17 protein-coding genes are annotated in these 19,845 nt (G+C 62.8%); 3 read left to right on the top strand and 14 right to left on the bottom strand.

Features of this window, described 5'->3' with window-relative positions; genetic code table 11:
* The 3 genes from E7813_RS13720 to E7813_RS13730 form a co-directional block, all read left to right on the top strand.
* Positions 1 to 557 (top strand): amino acid ABC transporter ATP-binding protein (locus E7813_RS13720; RefSeq protein ID WP_291574779.1); only part of this gene is annotated, 557 nt, incomplete at its 5' end.
* A 156-nt stretch (positions 558 to 713) separates the two neighbouring features.
* Positions 714 to 1,571: a D-amino-acid transaminase gene (locus tag E7813_RS13725; protein ID WP_291574782.1), complete on the top strand. Its 858-nt coding sequence runs from the start codon at positions 714 to 716 to the stop codon at positions 1,569 to 1,571.
* A gap of 176 nt (positions 1,572 to 1,747) precedes the next feature.
* On the top strand, positions 1,748 to 2,899 hold the full coding sequence (locus E7813_RS13730) for an acyltransferase (RefSeq protein ID WP_291574784.1): 1,152 nt from the start codon (positions 1,748 to 1,750) through the stop codon (positions 2,897 to 2,899).
* A gap of 586 nt (positions 2,900 to 3,485) precedes the next feature.
* On the opposite strand, the gene E7813_RS13740 is transcribed toward E7813_RS13730, so the two are convergent.
* From E7813_RS13740 to E7813_RS13805, 14 genes are all read right to left on the bottom strand, one after another.
* Entirely contained in the window at positions 3,486 to 4,466 is a 981-nt protein-coding gene (locus tag E7813_RS13740) for a tripartite tricarboxylate transporter substrate binding protein (protein ID WP_291574787.1), read from the bottom strand.
* A gap of 11 nt (positions 4,467 to 4,477) precedes the next feature.
* Positions 4,478 to 6,211: a thiamine pyrophosphate-requiring protein gene (locus tag E7813_RS13745; protein ID WP_291574789.1), complete on the bottom strand. Its 1,734-nt coding sequence runs from the start codon at positions 6,209 to 6,211 to the stop codon at positions 4,478 to 4,480.
* Positions 6,208 to 6,999 (bottom strand): fumarylacetoacetate hydrolase family protein, encoded by a 792-nt coding sequence (locus E7813_RS13750; protein ID WP_291574791.1) that lies wholly within the window; start codon positions 6,997 to 6,999, stop codon positions 6,208 to 6,210. Before E7813_RS13750 ends, E7813_RS13745 begins: the two co-directional genes overlap by 4 nt.
* A gap of 13 nt (positions 7,000 to 7,012) precedes the next feature.
* The gene (locus tag E7813_RS13755; protein WP_291574793.1) at positions 7,013 to 8,380 is read right to left on the bottom strand and encodes an LLM class flavin-dependent oxidoreductase; all 1,368 of its coding nucleotides are present in this window, start codon (positions 8,378 to 8,380) and stop codon (positions 7,013 to 7,015) included.
* Positions 8,381 to 8,411: 31 nt separating this feature from the next.
* Positions 8,412 to 9,464, bottom strand: a complete 1,053-nt coding sequence (locus E7813_RS13760) for an Ldh family oxidoreductase (protein ID WP_291574795.1) — start codon at positions 9,462 to 9,464, stop codon at positions 8,412 to 8,414.
* Positions 9,465 to 9,693: 229 nt separating this feature from the next.
* Positions 9,694 to 10,002, bottom strand: a complete 309-nt coding sequence (locus E7813_RS13765; protein ID WP_291574796.1) for a hypothetical protein — start codon at positions 10,000 to 10,002, stop codon at positions 9,694 to 9,696.
* A 36-nt stretch (positions 10,003 to 10,038) separates the two neighbouring features.
* Entirely contained in the window at positions 10,039 to 12,015 is a 1,977-nt protein-coding gene (locus tag E7813_RS13770) for a tetratricopeptide repeat protein (protein ID WP_291574798.1), read from the bottom strand.
* Between the two features lie 226 nt (positions 12,016 to 12,241).
* A complete protein-coding gene (locus E7813_RS13775) occupies positions 12,242 to 12,403 on the bottom strand; it encodes a hypothetical protein (protein WP_363331176.1) in 162 nt (53 codons plus the stop codon).
* 79 nt (positions 12,404 to 12,482) lie between these two features.
* On the bottom strand, positions 12,483 to 13,301 hold the full coding sequence (locus E7813_RS13780) for a WecB/TagA/CpsF family glycosyltransferase (protein WP_291574799.1): 819 nt from the start codon (positions 13,299 to 13,301) through the stop codon (positions 12,483 to 12,485).
* A complete protein-coding gene (locus E7813_RS13785) occupies positions 13,294 to 15,576 on the bottom strand; it encodes an exopolysaccharide transport family protein (RefSeq protein WP_291574800.1) in 2,283 nt (760 codons plus the stop codon). The genes E7813_RS13780 and E7813_RS13785 overlap by 8 nt, the downstream gene beginning before the upstream one ends.
* Before the next feature lie 156 nt (positions 15,577 to 15,732).
* On the bottom strand, positions 15,733 to 16,389 hold the full coding sequence (locus tag E7813_RS13790; RefSeq protein ID WP_291574801.1) for a polysaccharide deacetylase family protein: 657 nt from the start codon (positions 16,387 to 16,389) through the stop codon (positions 15,733 to 15,735).
* Positions 16,390 to 16,488: 99 nt separating this feature from the next.
* Positions 16,489 to 17,307 (bottom strand): class I SAM-dependent methyltransferase, encoded by an 819-nt coding sequence (locus E7813_RS13795; protein ID WP_291574803.1) that lies wholly within the window; start codon positions 17,305 to 17,307, stop codon positions 16,489 to 16,491.
* Positions 17,308 to 17,326: 19 nt separating this feature from the next.
* Complete coding sequence (locus E7813_RS13800) at positions 17,327 to 18,769, bottom strand: oligosaccharide flippase family protein (protein WP_291574805.1); 1,443 nt, start codon at positions 18,767 to 18,769, stop codon at positions 17,327 to 17,329.
* Positions 18,769 to 19,683, bottom strand: coding sequence for a DUF6492 family protein (locus tag E7813_RS13805; RefSeq protein ID WP_291574807.1), 915 nt, complete (start codon positions 19,681 to 19,683; stop codon positions 18,769 to 18,771). Before E7813_RS13805 ends, E7813_RS13800 begins: the two co-directional genes overlap by 1 nt.
* Between the last annotated feature and the right edge of the window lie 162 nt (positions 19,684 to 19,845).

Raw genomic sequence — 19,845 nt, forward strand, 5'->3', positions numbered from 1 at the left:
TCATCCTCGACGGCATCAAGGTCAACGATCCGCGGACCGATCTGCCGAAGTTGCGCGCCCGCGTCGGCATGGTGTTCCAGCATTTCGAGCTGTTCCCGCATCTGAAGATCGCCGAGAACCTGTGCCTGGCGCAGGAAAAGGTGCTGGGCCGCTCGCACGAGGAGGCGATGGCGAAGGCGGCCAAGCTGCTGGACCGGGTGGGTCTCAAGGACCATGCGCGCAAATATCCCGCAGAATTGTCCGGCGGCCAGCAGCAGCGCGTCGCCATTGCCCGCGCGCTGGCGATGGACCCGATCGCCATGCTGTTCGACGAGCCGACCTCGGCGCTCGACCCCGAGATGATCTCCGAAGTGCTGGACGTGATGGTCGATCTTGCCCGCGAAGGCATGACCATGATGGTGGTGACCCATGAAATGGGCTTCGCCAGCAAGGTCGCGCACCGGGTGATCTTCATGGACAAGGGCGAAATCGTCGAGGACGCGCTCAAGACCGACTTTTTCGGCAGCCCCCGCAGCGACCGCGCGCAGAAGTTTCTCTCGAAGATTCTCTCGCATTGATGAGGGACGCATAGCGAAGTGCTGCCGCGGGCACGCTTCACCTCTCCCGATGGAAGAGGTGAAGCGGATGCGTCCCGCAATGGCCATGGTTAAGCCGTATTAACCAGTTGCCTATATGGTGCCGGCAAATCGCTTCGCCCCCACAGGAGAATTCGCTTGGATCAGATCGCCTACGTCAACGGTTCGTTCGTTCCCCTGACAGAAGCCAAGGTGTCGGTACTGGACCGCGGCTTCCTGTTTGCCGACGGTATTTACGAAGTCGCAGCGGTGCTGGAGGGTAAACTGATCGACAACGCCTCGCACCTGGCGCGGCTGGAACGCTCGGTCGGCGAGATCGGGCTGGCGTTGCCGGAAACGGTCGAGCGCATCCAGGAAATCCAGAGAGAGCTGATCGCGCGCAACCATCTCGTCAACGGCATGGTCTATCTGCAGGCGACGCGTGGCGCCGACAGCGGGCGGGATTTTGCGTTCCCCAAGGACGTCAAGCCGACGCTGGTGATGTTCACCTCGGTCAAGGACATCGTCGGCGCCGAATCCGCCAAGACCGGCATCGCCGTGATTACCGTGCCCGATCTGCGCTGGGTCCGGCGCGACATCAAGAGCGTGGCGCTGCTGGCGCAGGTATTGGCCAAGCAGGCCGCCGCCGAAGCCGGCGCCGGCGAAGCCTGGATGATCGAGGACGGCAAGGTGACCGAAGGCGGATCGTCGTCGGCCTTCATCCTGACCAAGGACGATGTGCTGGTGACGCGGCAGAATTCCACCGCGATTTTGCCGGGCTGCACCCGCAAGGCGGTGGTGGCGCTCGCCGAAGAGCGTCAGCTCCGCGTCGAGGAGCGGCCTTTTACGGTCGAAGAAGCGCTGGCGGCCAAGGAAGCCTTCGTCACCAGCGCCACGGTGTTCGTGCAAGCCGTGGTCACCATCGACGGCAAGCCCGTCGCCAACGGCAAACCGGGACCGATGACGGACAGGCTGCGCGAGATCTACATCGACTTCGCCAAGGCGACGGCGCAATGATTCCGGGCTGCCGCGGTTGCGCGGCGGCCTTGACCTGGATCTGCGGGCGCCTTCCGCGGTCGGTTATAAACCGGCGATAGGCCTGCGACCAGACAGCGGCCATCTGGATCAAGCAGCGGCAATGCAATAACGTTACGCCAATGCCGCAGAAACCGAATGCAAGCGATCAGGCAATCTTGGCGCCGGCACGCATCGCGACGCTTGATCGTGCGCGAACCTTCATTACGCTCCTGGTTCTGCTACATCATTCCGTCGTCAACTATACTTTATTCGGCAGCGGCGATCCGATGCGCTGGCTCGGCTTCGACCTGATCGTGCTGTTCAACGACAGTTTCTTCATGGCCTGCATGTTTTTCATTTCCGGACTGTTCGTGCGGGATAGCCTGGCGCGAAAGGGACCGGCGATTTTCCTGCGCGACCGCACATGGCGGCTCGGCGTGCCGTATCTGTTGTCGGTGTTCGTGGTGATGCCGATCGCCTATTATCCGACATTCCTGCGTTATCATCTGCCCGGTACGACCGATTTCAACTTCCTGCATTTCTGGTGGCACACGCTCACCATCGGACCCTGGCCGTCGGGTCCGGCGTGGTTCCTGTGGGTGCTGCTGGCGCTCGACGCGATAGCCGCCATCGTCTGGTCGGTCGCCCCTCGGGTGATCGAAACGCTGGGCCAGATCATCTTTGCCGTGCGCGAGCGGCCGATGACGGCCTTTGCGGTATTTCTGATCGTCTCGATCGCGGTTTATCTGCCGATGCACCTGGTATTCGGCGATGCAAGCTGGCTGGAACCGGACGGGTTCCCGCTACCGATCCAGACCAGCCGTATCCTGCTTTACGCCGGCTATTTCTTCACGGGCGTCGGTGTCGGCGCGACGAGCCTGAGGACGGGGCTGCTCGCGGAGAACGGCGAACTGGCCAGACGTTGGCCGGTGTGGCTCGCTTTCGCGCTGGTGTTTTATGCCGCGATCCTCGGCCTGGTTTACGTCCACCACAACTGGGTGGCGAATTTCGGTGCGCCGCCGCTGTCGTGGCGCGCCAGTTACGGCCTCGCATTTGCGATGTTCAGCGCCGCGATGGCGTTCACGGTGCCGGCGATTTTCCTGCACTTTGAGCGAGGCCCCTGGAGCCTGCTCGATCGGCTGCAGCCCTCGGCCTACGGCGTCTATCTGCTGCACTACATTTTCATCATCTGGCTGCAATACGCCGTTTACAGCACCTCGCTTCACGCCAGCGTCAAGTTCGCGATCGTGTTTACCGGCACGCTGACGTTAAGCTGGGGGGTTACCCTGATGTTGCGCAAGATTCCGGCCGTGGCGCGGATGATTTGAAAGCATAGCCGTCCGGACCAAGCTCAACCGTGATTGCGAGCGAAGCGAAGCAATCCAGCTTGGAGAGGTTCTGGATTGTTTCGCCGCTCTGCTCCTCGCAATAACGACAATATCAGGCTTCAGGATCAGCTTCTGCACCCGCCAGTTCAGCAACTCGGCAGCATAGATCACGTTCTCCGACGGACAGGCCATCGCGTGGATCCAGCCGAATTGTTTCAATTGTTTTCCGGACTGGCCGAGCATGCCGAGCACCTTGCCCTCGAGGCTGAGCTTGTAGATGCGGCCCGGCGCCGACGCAATATGCGCTCGACCTGCAATTGCTCGGCGGCTTGTGGATTCTGCAGACCTTTCCGGCGCTGGTGTTCGGGTTGTTCACGCGCTGGTTCCGCGCCGAAGGCCTGCTGCTGGGTTGGGCCGCGGGCATCGGATGGGGGTCGTCGACGGCGTGGAGCAATGAAGCCCCTTGCGACCGCCGATCTCGGCGGTGTCAATTACGTGTTCTAGGTCGGGCTTGGCGCACTGATCCTCAACATCGCCATCGCAGCGCTCGTAACGCTGGTCGTTTCAAAAGTGTCGCTGCGCGCGGCTACTGTTCGATCTTGATATTGCCGGCCTTGGCGACCTCGCCCCAGCGGATGATATCCGCTGCCAGAATCCGGGTGAACTCTTCCGACGAGCTGCCGACCGGTTCGACGCCGAGCGGCTTCAGGCGGCTGATGACTTCCGGTAATCGCGCGATGCGGATGAACTCGCTCTCGAGCTTCTTCACGACCGCCGGCGGCGTATTCTTGGGAGCGAACACGCCGGTCCACAGGTCGCCGTCGACATCGGCGCCGGTTTCTTTCAGGGTCGGAACACCGGGCAGTTCCGCCATCTGCCTCGGTGAAGCAATCGCCAGCGCGCGCACATGACCTCCTTGCACCTGGCTCAACACCGGTCCGGCGTCAGCAATGGTCGTGGTCACCTGGCCCGAGATGACGGCCGTGACCGATTCGGTGGCGCTCTTGTAGGGAATGACCTGCATCGGCGCGCCGGTCTTTTGCTTGAACAGTTCGGTCACGAGCTGGAACGAGGCGGATGAGCTGGCATAATTTGTCTTGTCCGGATTGGCCTTCGCATAAGCCACGAGCTCGGCGACCGACTTGATCGGCGACGATGCGTTGACGATCAGGATCAGCGGAAACGTCGCGAGTTCGGAAACCGCAACGAAATCGCGCACCGAATCGTATGGCAACCTGGAGTACAAGGACGGGTTGATGGCCATGCCGCTGGCGCCGACCAATAGCGTATAGCCGTCCGGCGCTGACTCGGCGACGTGCTCGGTCGCCACGATGGCGCCGCCGCCCGGCCGATTTTCGACGATGACTGGCTGGCCAAGGTCCTCGGATAATTTCTGTCCAAAGATCCTCGCGATGATGTCGTTGCCGCCGCCGGCGGCGAAGCCGACCACGATGCGAATCGGCTGCGTCGGGTATTTCACTGGATCTTCCTGCGCCGAGGCCGATGCCACCACCGTCAGGGCGAGCGCAATCAATCCGAAACAGAAGCTCTTGCGGTGCGCGTTCATGGATGCGTTCCTCATAGCGACGTGATGTGAACGTGCAGCACGGCGGCCTTGCCGTCATTCAGTGCAACGAGACAGCGATCGATTGCGGCGGCAAGATCGTCCGGCTCGCTGACGCATTCGCCATGCGCGCCGAAGGCGCGGGCCACCGCGGAGAAATCCCGCGTCTCGCCCTGGCGGCCCGACATCAGCCGCGACTGGAACTCATTGGTCTCGGCGGCGATACCCTTGGGATAGACGCGTTGCACTGCCGATTTGACCGCCTGCCAGCCGCCATTGTCCAGCACCACCGTCAGGATCGGAATCCGGTATTGCTGCGCCACCGCATAGACGCTGTCGGGCGACGAAAAATGGTAGCCGCCGTCGCCGATGATTTGCACGATGCGGCGATCCGGCTCGGCCAGTTTCAACCCTAGCGCCATGCCGCCGCTGAATCCAAGGCCGCCCCCGGCCAACCCGATGTAGCTCCGCGGCTTCGTGCGCGTGATGTGCTCCTGCAGGACAGGTCCGTTGCGGATCGCCTCGTTGATGACGACGTCGTCCTGCGACAGCTTTCCGTTGAGCGTCGCGAACACAAAGGGCGCACTGAGCGCGCCTGACACGCCCCTGTTGGCGCTGGCGGCGGCGCGGCGTTTGGCTGCCTGTTCGCGCGCCTCGCCCCAGCTTGCGATGCGGTTGGCGGCGCGCTGACGAAAGGCATCATCGGCGCGCGCCTCCACGGCATCGAGCACCTGCTGCAGCACGACAGCGCAATCGCCCTGGATTCGCACATCGGTCGCAAATCCCCACATCGGAAAATCCGACTTCAAGGGATCGATGTCGATCTGGATCCATTTGATGGCGTCGGCGCGCCCGGCATATTTCGGAATGAACGGCACATCCGAATCCAGCAGCAGACCGAGGTCGGCGGTCTCGAGCAGCGGCAGCGGGTCGAACCCGGCGAAGCAGGGCGAGCCTTGCGGGATATTGAGATCGATCGAATTGAATTCGGCGACCCGGATGCCGCAGGCCTGTGCCAACCGATCCAGTACGGCGACCGCTTGCGGCCGGCGGCCGAGATAGGCGGTCAGCGCAATCGGGTTTTCCGCCGCCATCAAGCTTTGTGCGATCGCATCGACCCGCGCCGGATCGATGCCGCCGGACTTAATACCGCCGTGACGCACGGCGGGGTAGGCGGGCATATCCGCGTCGTCCCATTGCTCGGCGAGGGTCTCGCGCGGCAGCATCATGTAGACGGGACCCGGCGGGTCGCTCTGCGCGAACGCATTGGCGCGGGCCAGCGCCTCCTTCACCACCACGCCCGAGGGAAGTGAATACTCCCATTTGACGTAAGGCCTGACGATGCTGGCGATGTCGAACGGATCCTGCACGAAATGCACATAGGCGTCGCGCGAGCCGGTCAACTCGCCATGCAGTGTATAGGGCGCGCGGCCGGCGAACAGCATCACCGGCAGGCGATAGCGAAACAGGTTCTGGATCGCCATGCACGCATTGGCCGTGCCGGCATCGACATGCACGAACACCGCCTGGCTCCGTCCGGTCGCCAGCGCATAGCCGCCGGCCATGTGGACCGCGACGACCTCATGCGGGCAGAGGATCATTTCGGGGTGCTTGCGGCCTTCCTTGTCCCAGCGCGCCAGTTCCTCGATTAGGGATACGTGATCGGTGCCGAGATTTGCAAAAATATAGTCCACCCCGAGATCGACCAGACCTTCGAGGAAATAATGCGCGGTACTGTGGCGGCTCATGCTTTGGGATTTTCCGCGACGAACCTGTTGCGCAAGGTGCCGATGCCGGTGATCTCGATCTCGACCACGTCGCCGGCCTTGATGTCGGGCGAGGCGCCGTCGGTGCCCATCCAGATCACGTCGCCCGGCCACAATGTGAAATATTTGGTCAGTTCGACGATGAACGGCTTGATGCCGAAGATCATGTCGTTGGTGTGGAAGCGGCCGGTTTCCTTGCCGTTGACCTTCACCACGGTCTCCATCTTGTCGAGGTCGACATCGGTTTCGATCCACGGCCCCATCGGCTTGAAGGTATCGGCATTCTTGGCGCGCCATAGCCCGCGGTCGGCCTTCTGCCAGCTGCGCTCGCTGACGTCGTTGCCGATGGTGTAGCCGAACACGCAGGACATCGCGTCGGCCTCGGACAGGTGTTTTGCCTTTTTGCCGATCACGACGACCAACTCGCCTTCGTAGTGAATCTTGTCGGTGGCGCCGGCCGGAATCACCACTTCCTCGTCATTCGCGATCAGCGCGTTCTGCGCGCGATAGCCGATCTCAGGCCTGTCCGGGACGTTCGGCACCTCGCCACGCTTGTCGGCGGCTTCCTTCAGATGCTTGAGATAGTTCAGGCCGACGCAATAGAACGTGCGCGGCATCACCGGCAGTTCGATCTTGACGTCCGCCAGGGCATGCGTTTGCGGCGTGCGCTGCCATTCGCCGAACGGATCGCCGCCAACCACGATCACGCGGTCACCTTCGACGATGCCCCACGACGTTTTCCCCGACGCGGTGAATTTGAGCCAACGCATGCGAATCCTCCCGTTATTCGGCCGCGGCCTGCGGCCGGGTTTTCCATGCGCCGGCAGCGGGACGCTTCAACCCGAGATTCTCGCGCAAGGTCTTGCCGGCGTAATCCTTGTGAAACAATCCGCGGCGCTGCAACTCCGGCACGATATGGCGGACGAAGTCGGCATAGGAGCCCGGCACGTAGGTGGCCGCGACCACAAAACCGTCGCAGCCGCGGCCGGCGAACATCTCTTCGAGCCTGTCGGCGATCTCCTTGGGGCCGCCCACGATCGCATCCTGGGTCTGGCCGCGGCCGGAGAAGGTGATGAAATCGCGGGTGCTCGGATTGGTCTTGCCGCTGGTTCGCAGCACGCCGTCGCGGATGCCGAGCATGCCCTGCATGCCTTGCAGCTCTTCCGTCGTCAGCGGTTCGTCGATGCCCTTGGAGGCGAAATCGTAATTCAAGCCTTCCGACAACAGCGACAGCGCGTCGATTTCCAGCGGCAGCTTCTGGATCAGCGCCATCTTGTCTTCGGCCTCGGACTTGGTCGCGCCCGAAACCGGCGTGACCAGATTGCACAGGAACATCTGATCGGGATCGCGACCCGCCTTGGCGGCCTCGTTCCTGATAGCCTCATAGCCCTGCCTGGCGCCGGCCAGGTTGCGCGCCGCCGTGAAAATCACTTCACCCCATCGCCCGGCGAAACGCTGGCCGCGGCCGCTGGCGCCGGCCTGGATGACGACGGGATGGCCTTGTTGGGAGCGCGGCACGGTGAACGGCCCGCGCGACTTGAAGAATCGCCCCTGATGGTCGAGGCGCTTGACCTTGTCCGGATCGGCAAACCGGCCACTGGCCTTGTCGATCAGGAGCGAACCGTCTTGCCAGGAATCCCAGTGGCCGAGCACCACTTCCATAAATTCGTCAGCGCGGTCGTAACGCAAATCATGCTCGAGATGGGCGTCCTTGCCCATGTTGTGGGCCTCGCCGTCATTGACCGAAGTGACCACGTTCCAGGCGGCGCGGCCGCCGGTCATCAGATCGAGCGTGGCGAATCTGCGGGCGACGTCGAACGGTTCAAAATAGGTGGTCGAACAGGTCGAGGCGAGGCCGAGTTTTTCGGTCGCCATGCCCATCGCGGTCAGGACCACGATCGGATCCATCTTCACGCAACGGATGCCGTATTCGACGGTATGGGCGTGATCGTTGCCGTAACGGTCCGGCATCGCCAGACGGTCGTCGAAAAACGCCATGTGGAACTTGCCGGATTCCAGGATCCGGCCGATCTCCTGATAGTAATCCGCCGACATCGAATCGTCGCGCGATTCCGGGTGACGCCACGAACTGGGCAAATTGGTGCAGTTCTGCGCCTGCAGGAATCCGACCAATGCCATTTGCCGCGTCATGCTGCTCTCCCTGTGTCGTCCCGATGCGATATCACGCGAGATCGAGCTCGGCGGCCAGTTTGTATTCGCCCGCCAGCGCGCGCAATTTATCCCAGGTCGCGTCTTCGATTTCGATGCCGGCGACCTTGCGTTGCTGCTCGCGGATATATTCGACCTCGCCCGGATATAGCACGCCGGATGAGCCTTCGGAGGGCGGCGTCGCCTTGAGGTATCGCGCGAACTCGGCGACTTCCTTCTTGAAATCCTTCAGCGGTCGGAATGCCGCGACATTGAACACCGCCATGAAGCATCCGTCATTGTGCCGGCCGGTCGGCTCGACGCCGAAGCCGAGGCCTGTGAGCAGTCCGCACAGCACCTCGACCATCGCCGCAAGCCCGCTGCCCTTGTAGCCCTCGGTGCCGCCGAGCGGCAGCAGCGCGCCGCCCTTCCGCCATTGGCTGGGGTCGGTGCTTTGCCGCCCTTCGCTGTCGACGATCCAGCCCTTCGGAATTTCTTCGCCGCGCGCGGCCGAGAGCGCGATCTTTCCGGCCGCCACGGCGGAGGTCGCCATGTCCAGGTAGAACGGCGCATCGAGGTCTGAAGGCACGGCGATCGAAATCGGGTTGGTGCCGAGCCGCGCCTCGCGGCCGCCGAATGGCGCGACGATCTTGGGTGAACGGCCGGAATCGGCGGTGGCAAGTCCGATCATGCCTTCCTTCACGGCCATCAGCGGGTAGGCGCCGAGGCGCCCGACATGGCTTTGCCGGAACACCGTGCAGGCCGCGACATTGGCGGTTTTCGCCTTCTCGATGGTCAGCGCCATCGCCTTGGCGTTGACATGAAAGCCGAAGCCCCAGTGGCCGTCGATCACCGTCGTAGTCGGCGATTCCTGGACGATGGTCCACTTCGCGCCGGGAACAATATGTCCAGCTTTGACACGGTCGATATAGGTCGGGATCGCTATCACCCCGTGCGAGTCATGGCCTGCGAGGTTGGCATTGACGCAGCCGACCGCCACCGCGCTTGCCTCCTCGTCCGACGCGCCGGCAGCCTTGAGCAGCGCAACACCGATGCGTGTGAGACGGTCGGCCTGAACGATCGGCATGGGGGTTCCTCGGCTCAAAGCCCGCTCGAAAGCGGGTCTTGCTTGTTTGTCGCCAGCTTATGGTCTCAAAGCGATGGGCCGATGGCAATGACTTGGAACCCGAAATTTTGCCTCTTTGCAACACAATGCGGCCGCCTCGACGTCCCGATGAAAGCCGCGATGCATTTCTCGCCGCCGCTGCAGCTGGTGACGGGCGACGGACTTGAAGCGCCCGCGCAGCGGTCAAGGCTCAAGGCTGCTCGATAACCGGCCCGGGCGAATATCCGGCCCTGTATGGAAAACCGCCGGGCCACGGCAGTGAGGTCTGGCCGGCGAGCGAGCCGAGCAGCACCTCCGCGCCCGCGGCATAGGATGAACCAGCCGGCAGTGCGAGGCTTGAGCACCACTCGGCCGGCATCGGCAGCTCGACGCCGCGCAATTCGAACGCCGGCCCCCACCACCATGCCGGCGCCGGCGAACGCTCTTGTTCAGGCACCGCGCGCCACCGCACAAACTCGTGCACCGAGCGTTCGAATTGCAGATCAGCGGCCTGATGCACGGTTCCCCCTTTCGATTGATGATAACGCACCCATCGTCACAGGCATGCGCCATCGCGCTCCGTCCGACCCGCACTTCCGCATGGCAGGCTTTTTGAAAGCTGCTGGATCCGCTTTTTTGCCTGGGCTTGCGCAACCAGATCAAAAACCCCTTTTGGCTTTAACTCGGTGGCCCGGTGAAAATCGGCTGTCGCATGCGGAACATCGCTCTTTGCGTCATAAATCTTCGCGCGCGCAAAATAGCCTTCGACGCTCTCGCGTTTTTCAAGTCCCTGATCAAGGTCGGCAAGAGCTGCGTCATATTCGTGCATCACCGACCGGGTGATGCCTCGCAACGTCAATGCTTCGGCATTGCCCGGCGTCGAATCGAGCACATCATTGAGATCGAGCATCGCATTGGAAGTATCCTTTTGCGCGAGAAACGCCCGCGCGCGAAGGATCCTTGCCGCAGAATCATCGGCCGACCTTCCGATCACCTGATTGAGCGCTATGATGGCGCGATCGTTTTGACCCGAGGACAGCATGGCTAGTCCGCGCCCGAGAAGCGCGATCTGGTTGGTGGGGTCGCGCTCCAGCGCACGATTGAGGTCCGGCAACCCTTCGGCGGAATTTCCCTTCATCAGCAGCACAAGTCCCCGCGAGGCGCGTGCATCGTCGTTCAGGGGATTGATCGTCACGGCCTGGTCGTAATCCACCAGCGCCTTGTCGAACTGATGGAGGGCCAGAAAGGCCGCGCCGCGCTGGACGTATGAGTTGCTGTCCTTTGGATTGATCGCGATTGAACGGTCGAAGTCGGCGATGGCTTCCGTCGGCTTTCCCAGTTTCCGCTCCACCAGTCCGCGTCCGGAATAGGCCTGGGCGCTGTTCGGATCGATCGCAAGCGCGTGCTCCAGATCGCTCATCGCCTTGTCGGTTTGCCGCAAAGCCGCCAGCGTTATGCCGCGAAGCACCAACATCTGCGCGTCGGCAGGGTGCAGATCAACCAGCTGATCGACGTCGGCAAGCGCTTCGGGCAATTTATTCAGCTTGGAATACGACAGAAAGCGCAGCCGCAAAGCCAGATCGTTGTGCGGATCGGCCGCGAGCGCCTGGGTGAGAAGCGCTATCGAATCGGCATATTTTCGTACATTGTAAAGGCGTTTGGCCTGATCGACGAGCGCATTTGCCGCCGGCAGCGGCGCGGCCGGAGCGGCTTGTCCGGGAGGCGATGCTGCAACTGCCGGCTTGTCGTGGACGCGCGCCATTTCCGCCTGCAGCGCAAGCGTCGATTGCCGTAACTGCCGGGTGTTCTTGTCGTCGGGTACGATCGACAGGACCTTGTCAAAGTCGGCGATGGCGCGTGCGTAGTCTCCCCTGGAGCTGTAGAGCTGACCGCGCGCAAAATAGGGTCCGGCGTCGTTTGGCGCGGCCTCGACGGCGGCCCGGGAGAAATCGTCGATGGCACGGTCGGTGTCGCCCTTGCGGCGATAGACCTGACCGCGCCAGTAGAATGCACTCGGGGTGTTGATGCTGATGGCAATGGCCGCATCGAGATCGGCCAGCGCCTTGTCGAGTTGACCCATTTCCAGGTTGCTCCGGCCGCGTCCGACAAGAGCCGAAGCATGATCGGGCCGCAGCGCCAGCGCCGCGTCGTAGTCCTTCAGCGCCTCGGCCCAGTTCTTCTGCTGCAGCCGGAGGAATCCGCGCGAGGCCAGCGGGGCGGGGTTGTTTGGATCGATCTCGATTGCCCGTTGAAAATCCGCCAGCGCCGAATCGAGGTTGTTGATGCGCTGGTAGACGTAGCCTCGAACCAGCAATGTCGCGACGGACCGGGTGTCCAGTTCCAGCGCAGCGCTGGCGTCGGACAGTGCAAGGTCGAATTTCGCGCGGCTGGCGTACATCCGGGAGCGATTGACGAAGGCCTTCACGGCGTCATCCGGCGTTCTTGCCGCGTCGCCGATCACGGCCGTGCAACCGCTCTCGATCTTTTCCGCGACCGCGCTGCTGCAATCTTCCCGGTCGCCCGCATACGCCAATCGCGGCTGCAGGCATAGAGCAAGGACAACAGGAATTGCCACGCGGCAGCTGCGGCGCCAGTACCGGCCGCTGCCATCGCGATGCTGTTTAGCGGCGCAAATCTTCTGCATGTTCCCGGCCTGGTCACTCAACGGCAGAGGTTAATATGCCTTTGGCAAGCCGACAACCGGCAGGCGACCTTGCCGGTAACCCGTAACAGCTGCGAAGCAAGCCGGCTTGCCCTGGCTATCCCGCACGCCGCGCCCTGCTGCAATCGCGAATCGTGCTGCCGTCGGGCGTGTGGTAATCGTCGCCGAACACGGCGAAATCCGCCACATACTCCTGCAGCGCCATCGTCGTGTGCGAAATGAGATTGTATCCCCGGCGACTATCGCAGCGCTCGATCATCCATTTCCAGGCGCCATGGGATCGATCGGCGCACAGGGATCGTTTTCAGGCAAGCCTTTGGGCCGCACGATCGTTCATGTCAGCCCCGTGGCGTCCGATCGGACGGCCTGCTCCTGTGAAGAAGCAGATAGAGCGCACGAGGATTGGTGGTCAGGTAGCGCCAGAACAGCCGGCGCGGCTCCAGCCAGATTCGCCAGACCCATTCGAGTCCAATCCTTTGCATCCAGCGTGGCGCGCGGGCCCGGCGGCCCGACAGGAAGTTGAACAGTCCGCCCGCGGTCTTGATGACGCCGACTCTGGAAAGGCGCGGCGTGAACTCATCGACAAAAGCCTGTTCATAGGGAACGCCGAGCGCCACCCACAGGTAATCCGGCGCCAATTGATTGATTTCGTCGACCTTGGCGCGCAGCGCCTCACCCCTCAGATAGCCGTGGCAATGGCCGACGATCCGCAAATCGGGATACATTTTCTTGACGTTGGCGACGGCAGCGGCATTTTCCGCTTCGTCCGCGCCGAGCATGTAAAATGTCAGCCCGGCGGCTGCCGCCTTGCGCGCGACGGCGTGAAACAGGTCGGTGGTCGCGACCCGCTCCGGCAGCGGCGTCGGTGATTTGAACCAGGACACGGTGACCAGCGGTTGACCGTCGGCGTTGATGAGGTCGGCGGCGTGGAACAGCCGGTTCGTCATCGGCTCGGTCGAGCAGCGCGCCAGCACTTCGCCGTTGGCCGAGGTCAGGTAGAGCGGACGGCCGACCCGGCGCTCGGGGAATACCGCCTCGATCATGAAATTCGCGGTCTGCTCGATGTCGAGCACGGCAAGCCGCAGCCCGCCCAGCGTGATTCTGGGCACGCCGGCAGTGGCGAGCCTTCCCAGCTGATTTGTGCGGCGTTCAAGCATATTGTTTGCTTTGCCGAGGGCGGACCGCCGCGGGCTGAAGTTCGCTCAGGACCACGCCGACCAGCTTGCGCTCGGCGCCGCCGAGGTCCGCGAGGATGTCTTCCATGCAGTCGTTGATGTCGAGGCTGGCCGGCAGGATCGCGACCAGGCCGTCGGCGATATCGAGCAGCTTGCGGCTGGCGGCACTGCAGGGCATCGCCGGTCCTTCGAGGATCACGAGGTCATAGCCGCCGGCGGAGCTCGCCTGCGCGATCACCTTGCGGATGGCGTCGCTGGCCTTGCCATCGGCTCCCTTGATCGCCGGCAGGATCGAGATCCCATTGGCGGTCTTGATCGCGCGGGAGGCCTTGCTGCCGATGCTGAGCCAGCCAAGATATCCGGCCTCGCTCTTGCCGGGGCCCGTCACCCTGCTGGAGAGCGCGTGCCGGGCGTGATCGGCATCGATCATCAATACCCTGGCGCCATCGCGTGCGGCCGCCAGCGCTATGTTCAGCGCGGCGATGGTGCGATCCTCGCCGGAGCCAGTGCCGATCACGGCCATCACCGGCGTCTTGTTGGCGCGCGAATATTTCGCAAGCGTCGTGCGCATCTCGCGCATGGCGTTGAGGAAGGTCGTCAGCGGGAAGCCCGCCCGGAGCGTCGGCCAGCCCATTCGTGTCACGTCGGGAATCCCGCCGGATCCGAGGATGGCGCCCAGCGTCCGCATCACGTCGGATTCCTGCAGCCGCGCGATCAGTGGCTTCTCGACCAGGGCGACCGGCGCGTTCGTCTGCATGCTTTGCGGCAACGGCGATCTTGGCGGCTGAACCGAAATCCTCATGTCCGGCGCTACCGATGCCCGCGGACGCGGCTCGGTGGCGTCGGGCGCCGACAGACGATCGGCGGCGACCACCCAGGCCGCCGCGCCGAGCGCGCCGAACATGAAGCCGATCATCGCAAGCAGGCTCATCGCCGGCGGAAATGCCCGCCGCCGCGGCACGGTGGCTTCGCCGATGATACGCGCGTTAGAGGTATTGAGGCTTTCCTGTTCCTCGGTCTCGCGCGAGCGCTTGAGGAACGACTGATAGACGTCGCGGCTGGCTTCGACGTCGCGCTCGAGCTCGCGCAGCCGCACCGAGGCCTGGCTGAGCTGGAGGCTCTGGTTTTTCTGCGCATCCAGCGCCTTGCTCAGCGAGGCTTCGTAATCCTTGGCGCGGGTGAGGTCGTTTTTCGCCGACAGCGCGAAACGGTCGACCTCTTCATTGATCGTGCGGCGCAGGTCATCGACCTGCTTTTCCATCTGGCGCAGCGAGGGGTGCAGCGGCCCCAACTCGCTGGTCATCTCCGCGTAACGCTTGCGGGCCTCGGCATATTGCGCCCGCAAGTTGGCGATGGTCGGAGACTGCAGCGCTTCGGGGATTGCGCCGGCATCGGCCGATGCGCGCCGGCTGGCTTCGATCTGGTCGTATTTGGCCTGGGCATCGAGTGCCAGCGCGCGGGCGGCGGCAAGCCGCTGGTTGCTGGCCGAAAGCTGCTGGTCGCTGATCGCCGAATCCTGAGTGCCGATGAAGTTGTTCTGCGCCTTGTAGACCGCAAGCGCGTTCTCGGCGGTGCGCAACCGTGTCTGCAATTCCTTCAGCCGTCCCGACAGATCGGCGGTGGCGCGCCTTGCGGCGGTGGATTGCGATTTCTTCGACTCCGCCAGATAGGCATTGGTAACGGCGTTGGCGAGCATCGCCGCCTTGGCCGGATCATACGACCAGACATCGATGTCGACGACGAAGGTGCGGTCGGTCTTCTTCACGGTGATGTGGCGGTTCAGGGCGTCCAGCGCCGCCATCTGGCCGAGCTTGGCTTCGCCGGTGGAGTGCGGCTCAAGCCCGAACAGGCCGAGCAGCGACGCCAGCAGGTTGCCGGATTCGCCGCCGAATTCCGGATCCTTGTCGAGATGGGTATCCTGGATCACCTGCAGCAGCACGTTGTTCGAGGTGATTACGCGGGCCTGGCTTTCGACCACCATCGCGAGGCCGGAAATATCCTGGGACCTCGGCGTGAGTTCGCGATCGACCAGCTGCAATTCGCGGGGATCGACATAAAGCTGGGCGGTTGCCGAATATTTCGGCGTCAGGCTCTTGCCGATCAGGACGGCGGCGCAGGCGCAGATCAGCCCGGCCATCGCAATCGCGACCCTTCGCCGCCATAGCGCGCCGGTCAGGTCCAGCAAGGTGAAGCCCGTCGGCGGCGGCTGCCGGCCGTCCGGCCGGGCCTGATTTATCGGCTGATCATACGCAAGCATCGGCCCCAGCTTCCATTCGAACTGCCGCACGCATCGGCTGAGGGGTTACTCGTCGAGTCACGCCACGCGCGCCGGAGTTCAGCGCGGAACCAACGCAACAGGAACAATTAACCATACTCATTGAGGGACTATTCACCGAAATGGCAAAAAAAGCGTTTAAGCGCCGGCGCATTGCAACGCCTCCGCCATGTTCAAAACCGGGATTTGCCGGCGGGATGCCACCTCAAGCGCGTGATTCATCAGCGCCGGGGAGCAGCCGTAGGGACTTGGACGGCTGGCGACGTCGTGGCTGTAGAAAATTAACCATCCGTTATTGATTTGCGCGTCGTCGAAGGCGCGCTCGATCCCGTCGCGGTCGATGCGCCGGTCGATCAGGGGCAACGCGCGAAGAAATTGTAGGTCCACCGTGCCGCTGTTCACGCCCGGCACGATGCTGCGGCAGGACGTAAACTCGGTCTTGAGCTGACGCTTGCGCACGAACGTGCCGTATCCGAACGGGTAGGCGAAGTTCCCGGTCGCGATGGTGGCGTCCAGCGTCCGGAAGTATTCACGGTTAAGCTCGATCTCCTCGGCCATCGACTGGGCGTCGAGATCGCACGCCCGCTTGTGGGAAAACGTATGACAGCCGATTTCGTGACCGTTGCGGTGCAGGGCAACGAGGTCCTCGGCGTCGGCCACGGCCCAATGGGGCGATGTGGTGCCGACGAGGCCGCCCGACACATAGAAGGTTCCGTGCGCGTCACGGTCTTCGAGAATACGAGCGCCGGTGGTGGCCGCACTTTTCGGAATGTCGTCGAAGGTGAAGCTGACCATCGGGGTTTGATTGCGCAACCGGAAAGGTTCGACGCGCAAATGCGTCGCCAGCCGATGACTGAATCTCGCTTTGGTTTCGGACCATATTGTTTTCATTATTCAGTGCTTCCGCAAAACCAGGTGATAATCCCCGTGCCGCACGTCGGTCTTGCCCGGCAGGAGACAGTTGATGACGACGGCAACCGCATCGATCAGGGCGGCGAATACCGGCTTGCGCAACCGCATCTCCGGAAAGCGCGGGCTCTCGTATTCCTTCCGGTAGACGAATCGAAGGCCGTGGGTGTTCGCGAACGCTTCGAGGTTCGAAAGCGTCACCAGCGGATGAAAGAAGGTCGGGAACGGCGGATGACCGGGCCGGCCGGCCTGCACTTCGCCGCGCACATGACGGTAGAACCAGACGTGAAACCAGTGCGGCGAATATTTGGTGACGACGCCGGACAGCGATCTGGGATTCGGCGCGCCGATCAGGATCAGGCCGCCCGGCTTCAAGGACTCGCAAAAGCGGATCAAGGCCGCCTCGACATCGGAAAGATGCTCGATCACGTTGTAGCAGATCACGAGGTCGAAGCTGTCCGGCTTGAAGCGCCAGGTCTGGACGTCGCCGAGGATGGTTTCCTGTGCGTAGTCGTTGTTGCGGATCTGGTCTTCGTCGATATCGACCACGGTGACATGGGCTCGATCGAGCACCTCGAGCGGCAGGAAGCTGGTCGAGCCGCCGCCGGCCTCGTAGATCGCAAGCCTGCCCGGCGGCAGTTGCGTCTGAAGGACGGCGTGAACCGCAAGCAGGCTGTCGCGCGCTTCGCCGGGCGGCAACGCAAGCAACGACTGCGGATGCGCAGGCTGCGGCGATCCGCCGGTCGTGCCACGTGCATCGGTGGCGATATCGGCAGGTACTGCGTGCGCAAGATCCATTGTCATGGTTTTGTTCATTGATTGGTTATCTGGCGCCGGTATTGGCGAATTTGGTGCGGAAAAATATCAGGCACAGCTTCAGGCGCGCGCGCGCATGGGAGATGTCGAGCAGCCAGCACAACGCGATATAACTGGCCAGTCCGGCGAACGTCAGGACCAGGCACGCGGTCAGATCCGAGACATGCAAGTAGCGGTCGAGCGCGCCGACCAGCAGGGCCATGAGCAATCCGGCAATCACCGTCAGCGCCAGCCGGCCGAGCGGAATCGGAATCGAAAAGGCCCGCCGGCTGAGAACGAGGGCGCCGAAAAATCCGACGAGATCGGCGCCAAGCCGCGCCCACGCCGCGCCTACGGTGCCGTATTGGCCGATTAGGACGTAGGACAGGATCACATTGGCCGCGATAATCGAGGCCGTATTGACCAGATAGAATGAGTTGCGCGCGGAAAGCAGAAAGCTGACATGCAGGTATTGCTGGGTCAGGATCTGGAAAATCACCGCGACCGCCACGATGGGCATGGTCTGCGCGGCGATCGCACGAAACTCGACACCGAGCACGACGTTGGCGACGTGCGGGGCGATGACGGCGAACCCCAGACAGGCGGGAAGCGTGATGCTGAGCAGCAGTTCCACGCATTCGCCGAGATGCGACCGCACTGCGGCGTGCCCTTGATTGGCATAGATCTGCACGGCGAGCGGGAAGAACGCCGCCGCGGCACTGATCGCCGGCATCATCAGGGTTTGCCGAACCAGGTCGAGGCCGGCGATATACCGTCCGGCATCGGCGGCGCCGACCAGGTTGGCGATCATGAACCGGTCGGTCACGCTGGAGACCGCGAGCAGAGTGAGCGACAGCGTCAGCGGCAGGCCCTGTTTGGCGAGGGCCATCAGGCCGGCGCCATCGAACTTGACGATGGTGCCTCGCCAGGCCGTCGGTGACTGGACCAATACGGCGAGCAGATATGCCAGCGTCGATGAAGCCAGCAACAGATATCCGGCAGGACCGAGAAACGCCATGGCCGCTCCGAGACCAAGCGCTGCCACGGCGCGAACCAGCGTAGCCTTCATGACCGTCACGGCCAGCAGCCGCGCCCGCACCAGATCCTGTGTAAGTTCGAACAGGCCGATCGCGACCGCCAGCGCGACCGCGGCCATTGCCGCCATCGCGTCTAACCCGACCAGACGTCCCAATCCGTAAGCGGCGGGCGCGACCAGGCAACAAATCAGGTAGCCGGATATCACAAGGCCGCGAACGTCGGTGCCGTCGTTTCGCGCGTGCCCGCTCAGGATCAGATTGCGAAACCATCCGGCGAGGAAGGTGCTGATGACGGAGGCGAATCCAACCCCAAGCAGGTAGACGCCGTAATCATGCGGCGAGAACAGCCTGGTGAAAATGAAAACGCTCAACAGCCCCAGCAATGCCGAAAGGATGTTGGCGGACAGGTTGATGCTGGCTTGTCCGATCAGCATTACGCAACCACTCCCGCAGTTTCGCGTGTGACGGCAGCGGGCGTCCGGGCAACCTCATTTTCCTCGATCGCGTCGCGGATGGTTTGCACCGGCGTACCCGAGAAGGAAGCGACCGAAAAGGCGACGTCGTCCTTGCCGGCGCGGCAAAGCAACTGGTTGAGTTCGCTTTTGCTGAGCCTGGGCTGATCCCAATAGCTGATGCATTGGGTACGGGGAGTAACCGTGTGACGATCTGAAAGCGCTTGGTCGCTCTGCACGAAATAGCCGTACAGCATGTATTCCGAGAATTCGCGGGTCCGGCACAGCGCCTCGACCCAGTGGAGGCGCGTAGCCGTCTCGATTTTGGCGGCCATGGCGCGGGCGGTCTGCCGATCCCAGAAGATGATGTGGCCGATGAAGTCCGCTGCCGGCAGCGATGGCACGGGCAGCCCGAGAAGCTGGTGGCTGGTCTCGACCCAGCGCGCATGACGAATCTGCTTCGGCGTGACCTCGTCAGGCATCTTCAGCAGCGGAATCGAATTCGGATATTCGAACCGTGCCAGGTCGAAATCGCGGAAGAACACGATGTCGGAATCGAGGATGCAATATCGCTCGTGCGGCAGCGACATGGTCGCGGCGATCTTGATGAGCTGCTGCACGTGCCAGCCGCTCGCCGGCTTCGCCCGCAACGACCACCAGTACTGGCGCCGCTTGCGCTGAATAATCCGCGGCAGCGGCCGAAGCCAGCCGGGCAGGAACATCGACGCCGGAAGAACGGTTCGGCGCTCGCTCTCGAAGTGAGAAAACAGCGACAGGTCGCAGTCGGGAACCAACAGGTAATGCTTCGAAAACGAGGTGACGTGACGGTCGACGCTCTCGCACAGCAGCGTGCACAGTTCCAGATCGCGTCCGTAAGTTGGGGTTAACAACGCCACGCGATTCATCTCGTTAGGTCTCTCCGGGCAATGGCTTTCCGAACCAATGTTTCTGGACGCCTGTTCCATGTTGATGGAGAGAGCAAGATCGATGCCGAACGGATCGGCGATCTCCCGTGGCATTCCCGATTTGGTTAATTCGCCGCGACGGTAACCATTTCG

Source organism: Bradyrhizobium sp. (genome assembly GCF_004799405.1).
GTDB lineage: Bacteria > Pseudomonadota > Alphaproteobacteria > Rhizobiales > Xanthobacteraceae > Bradyrhizobium.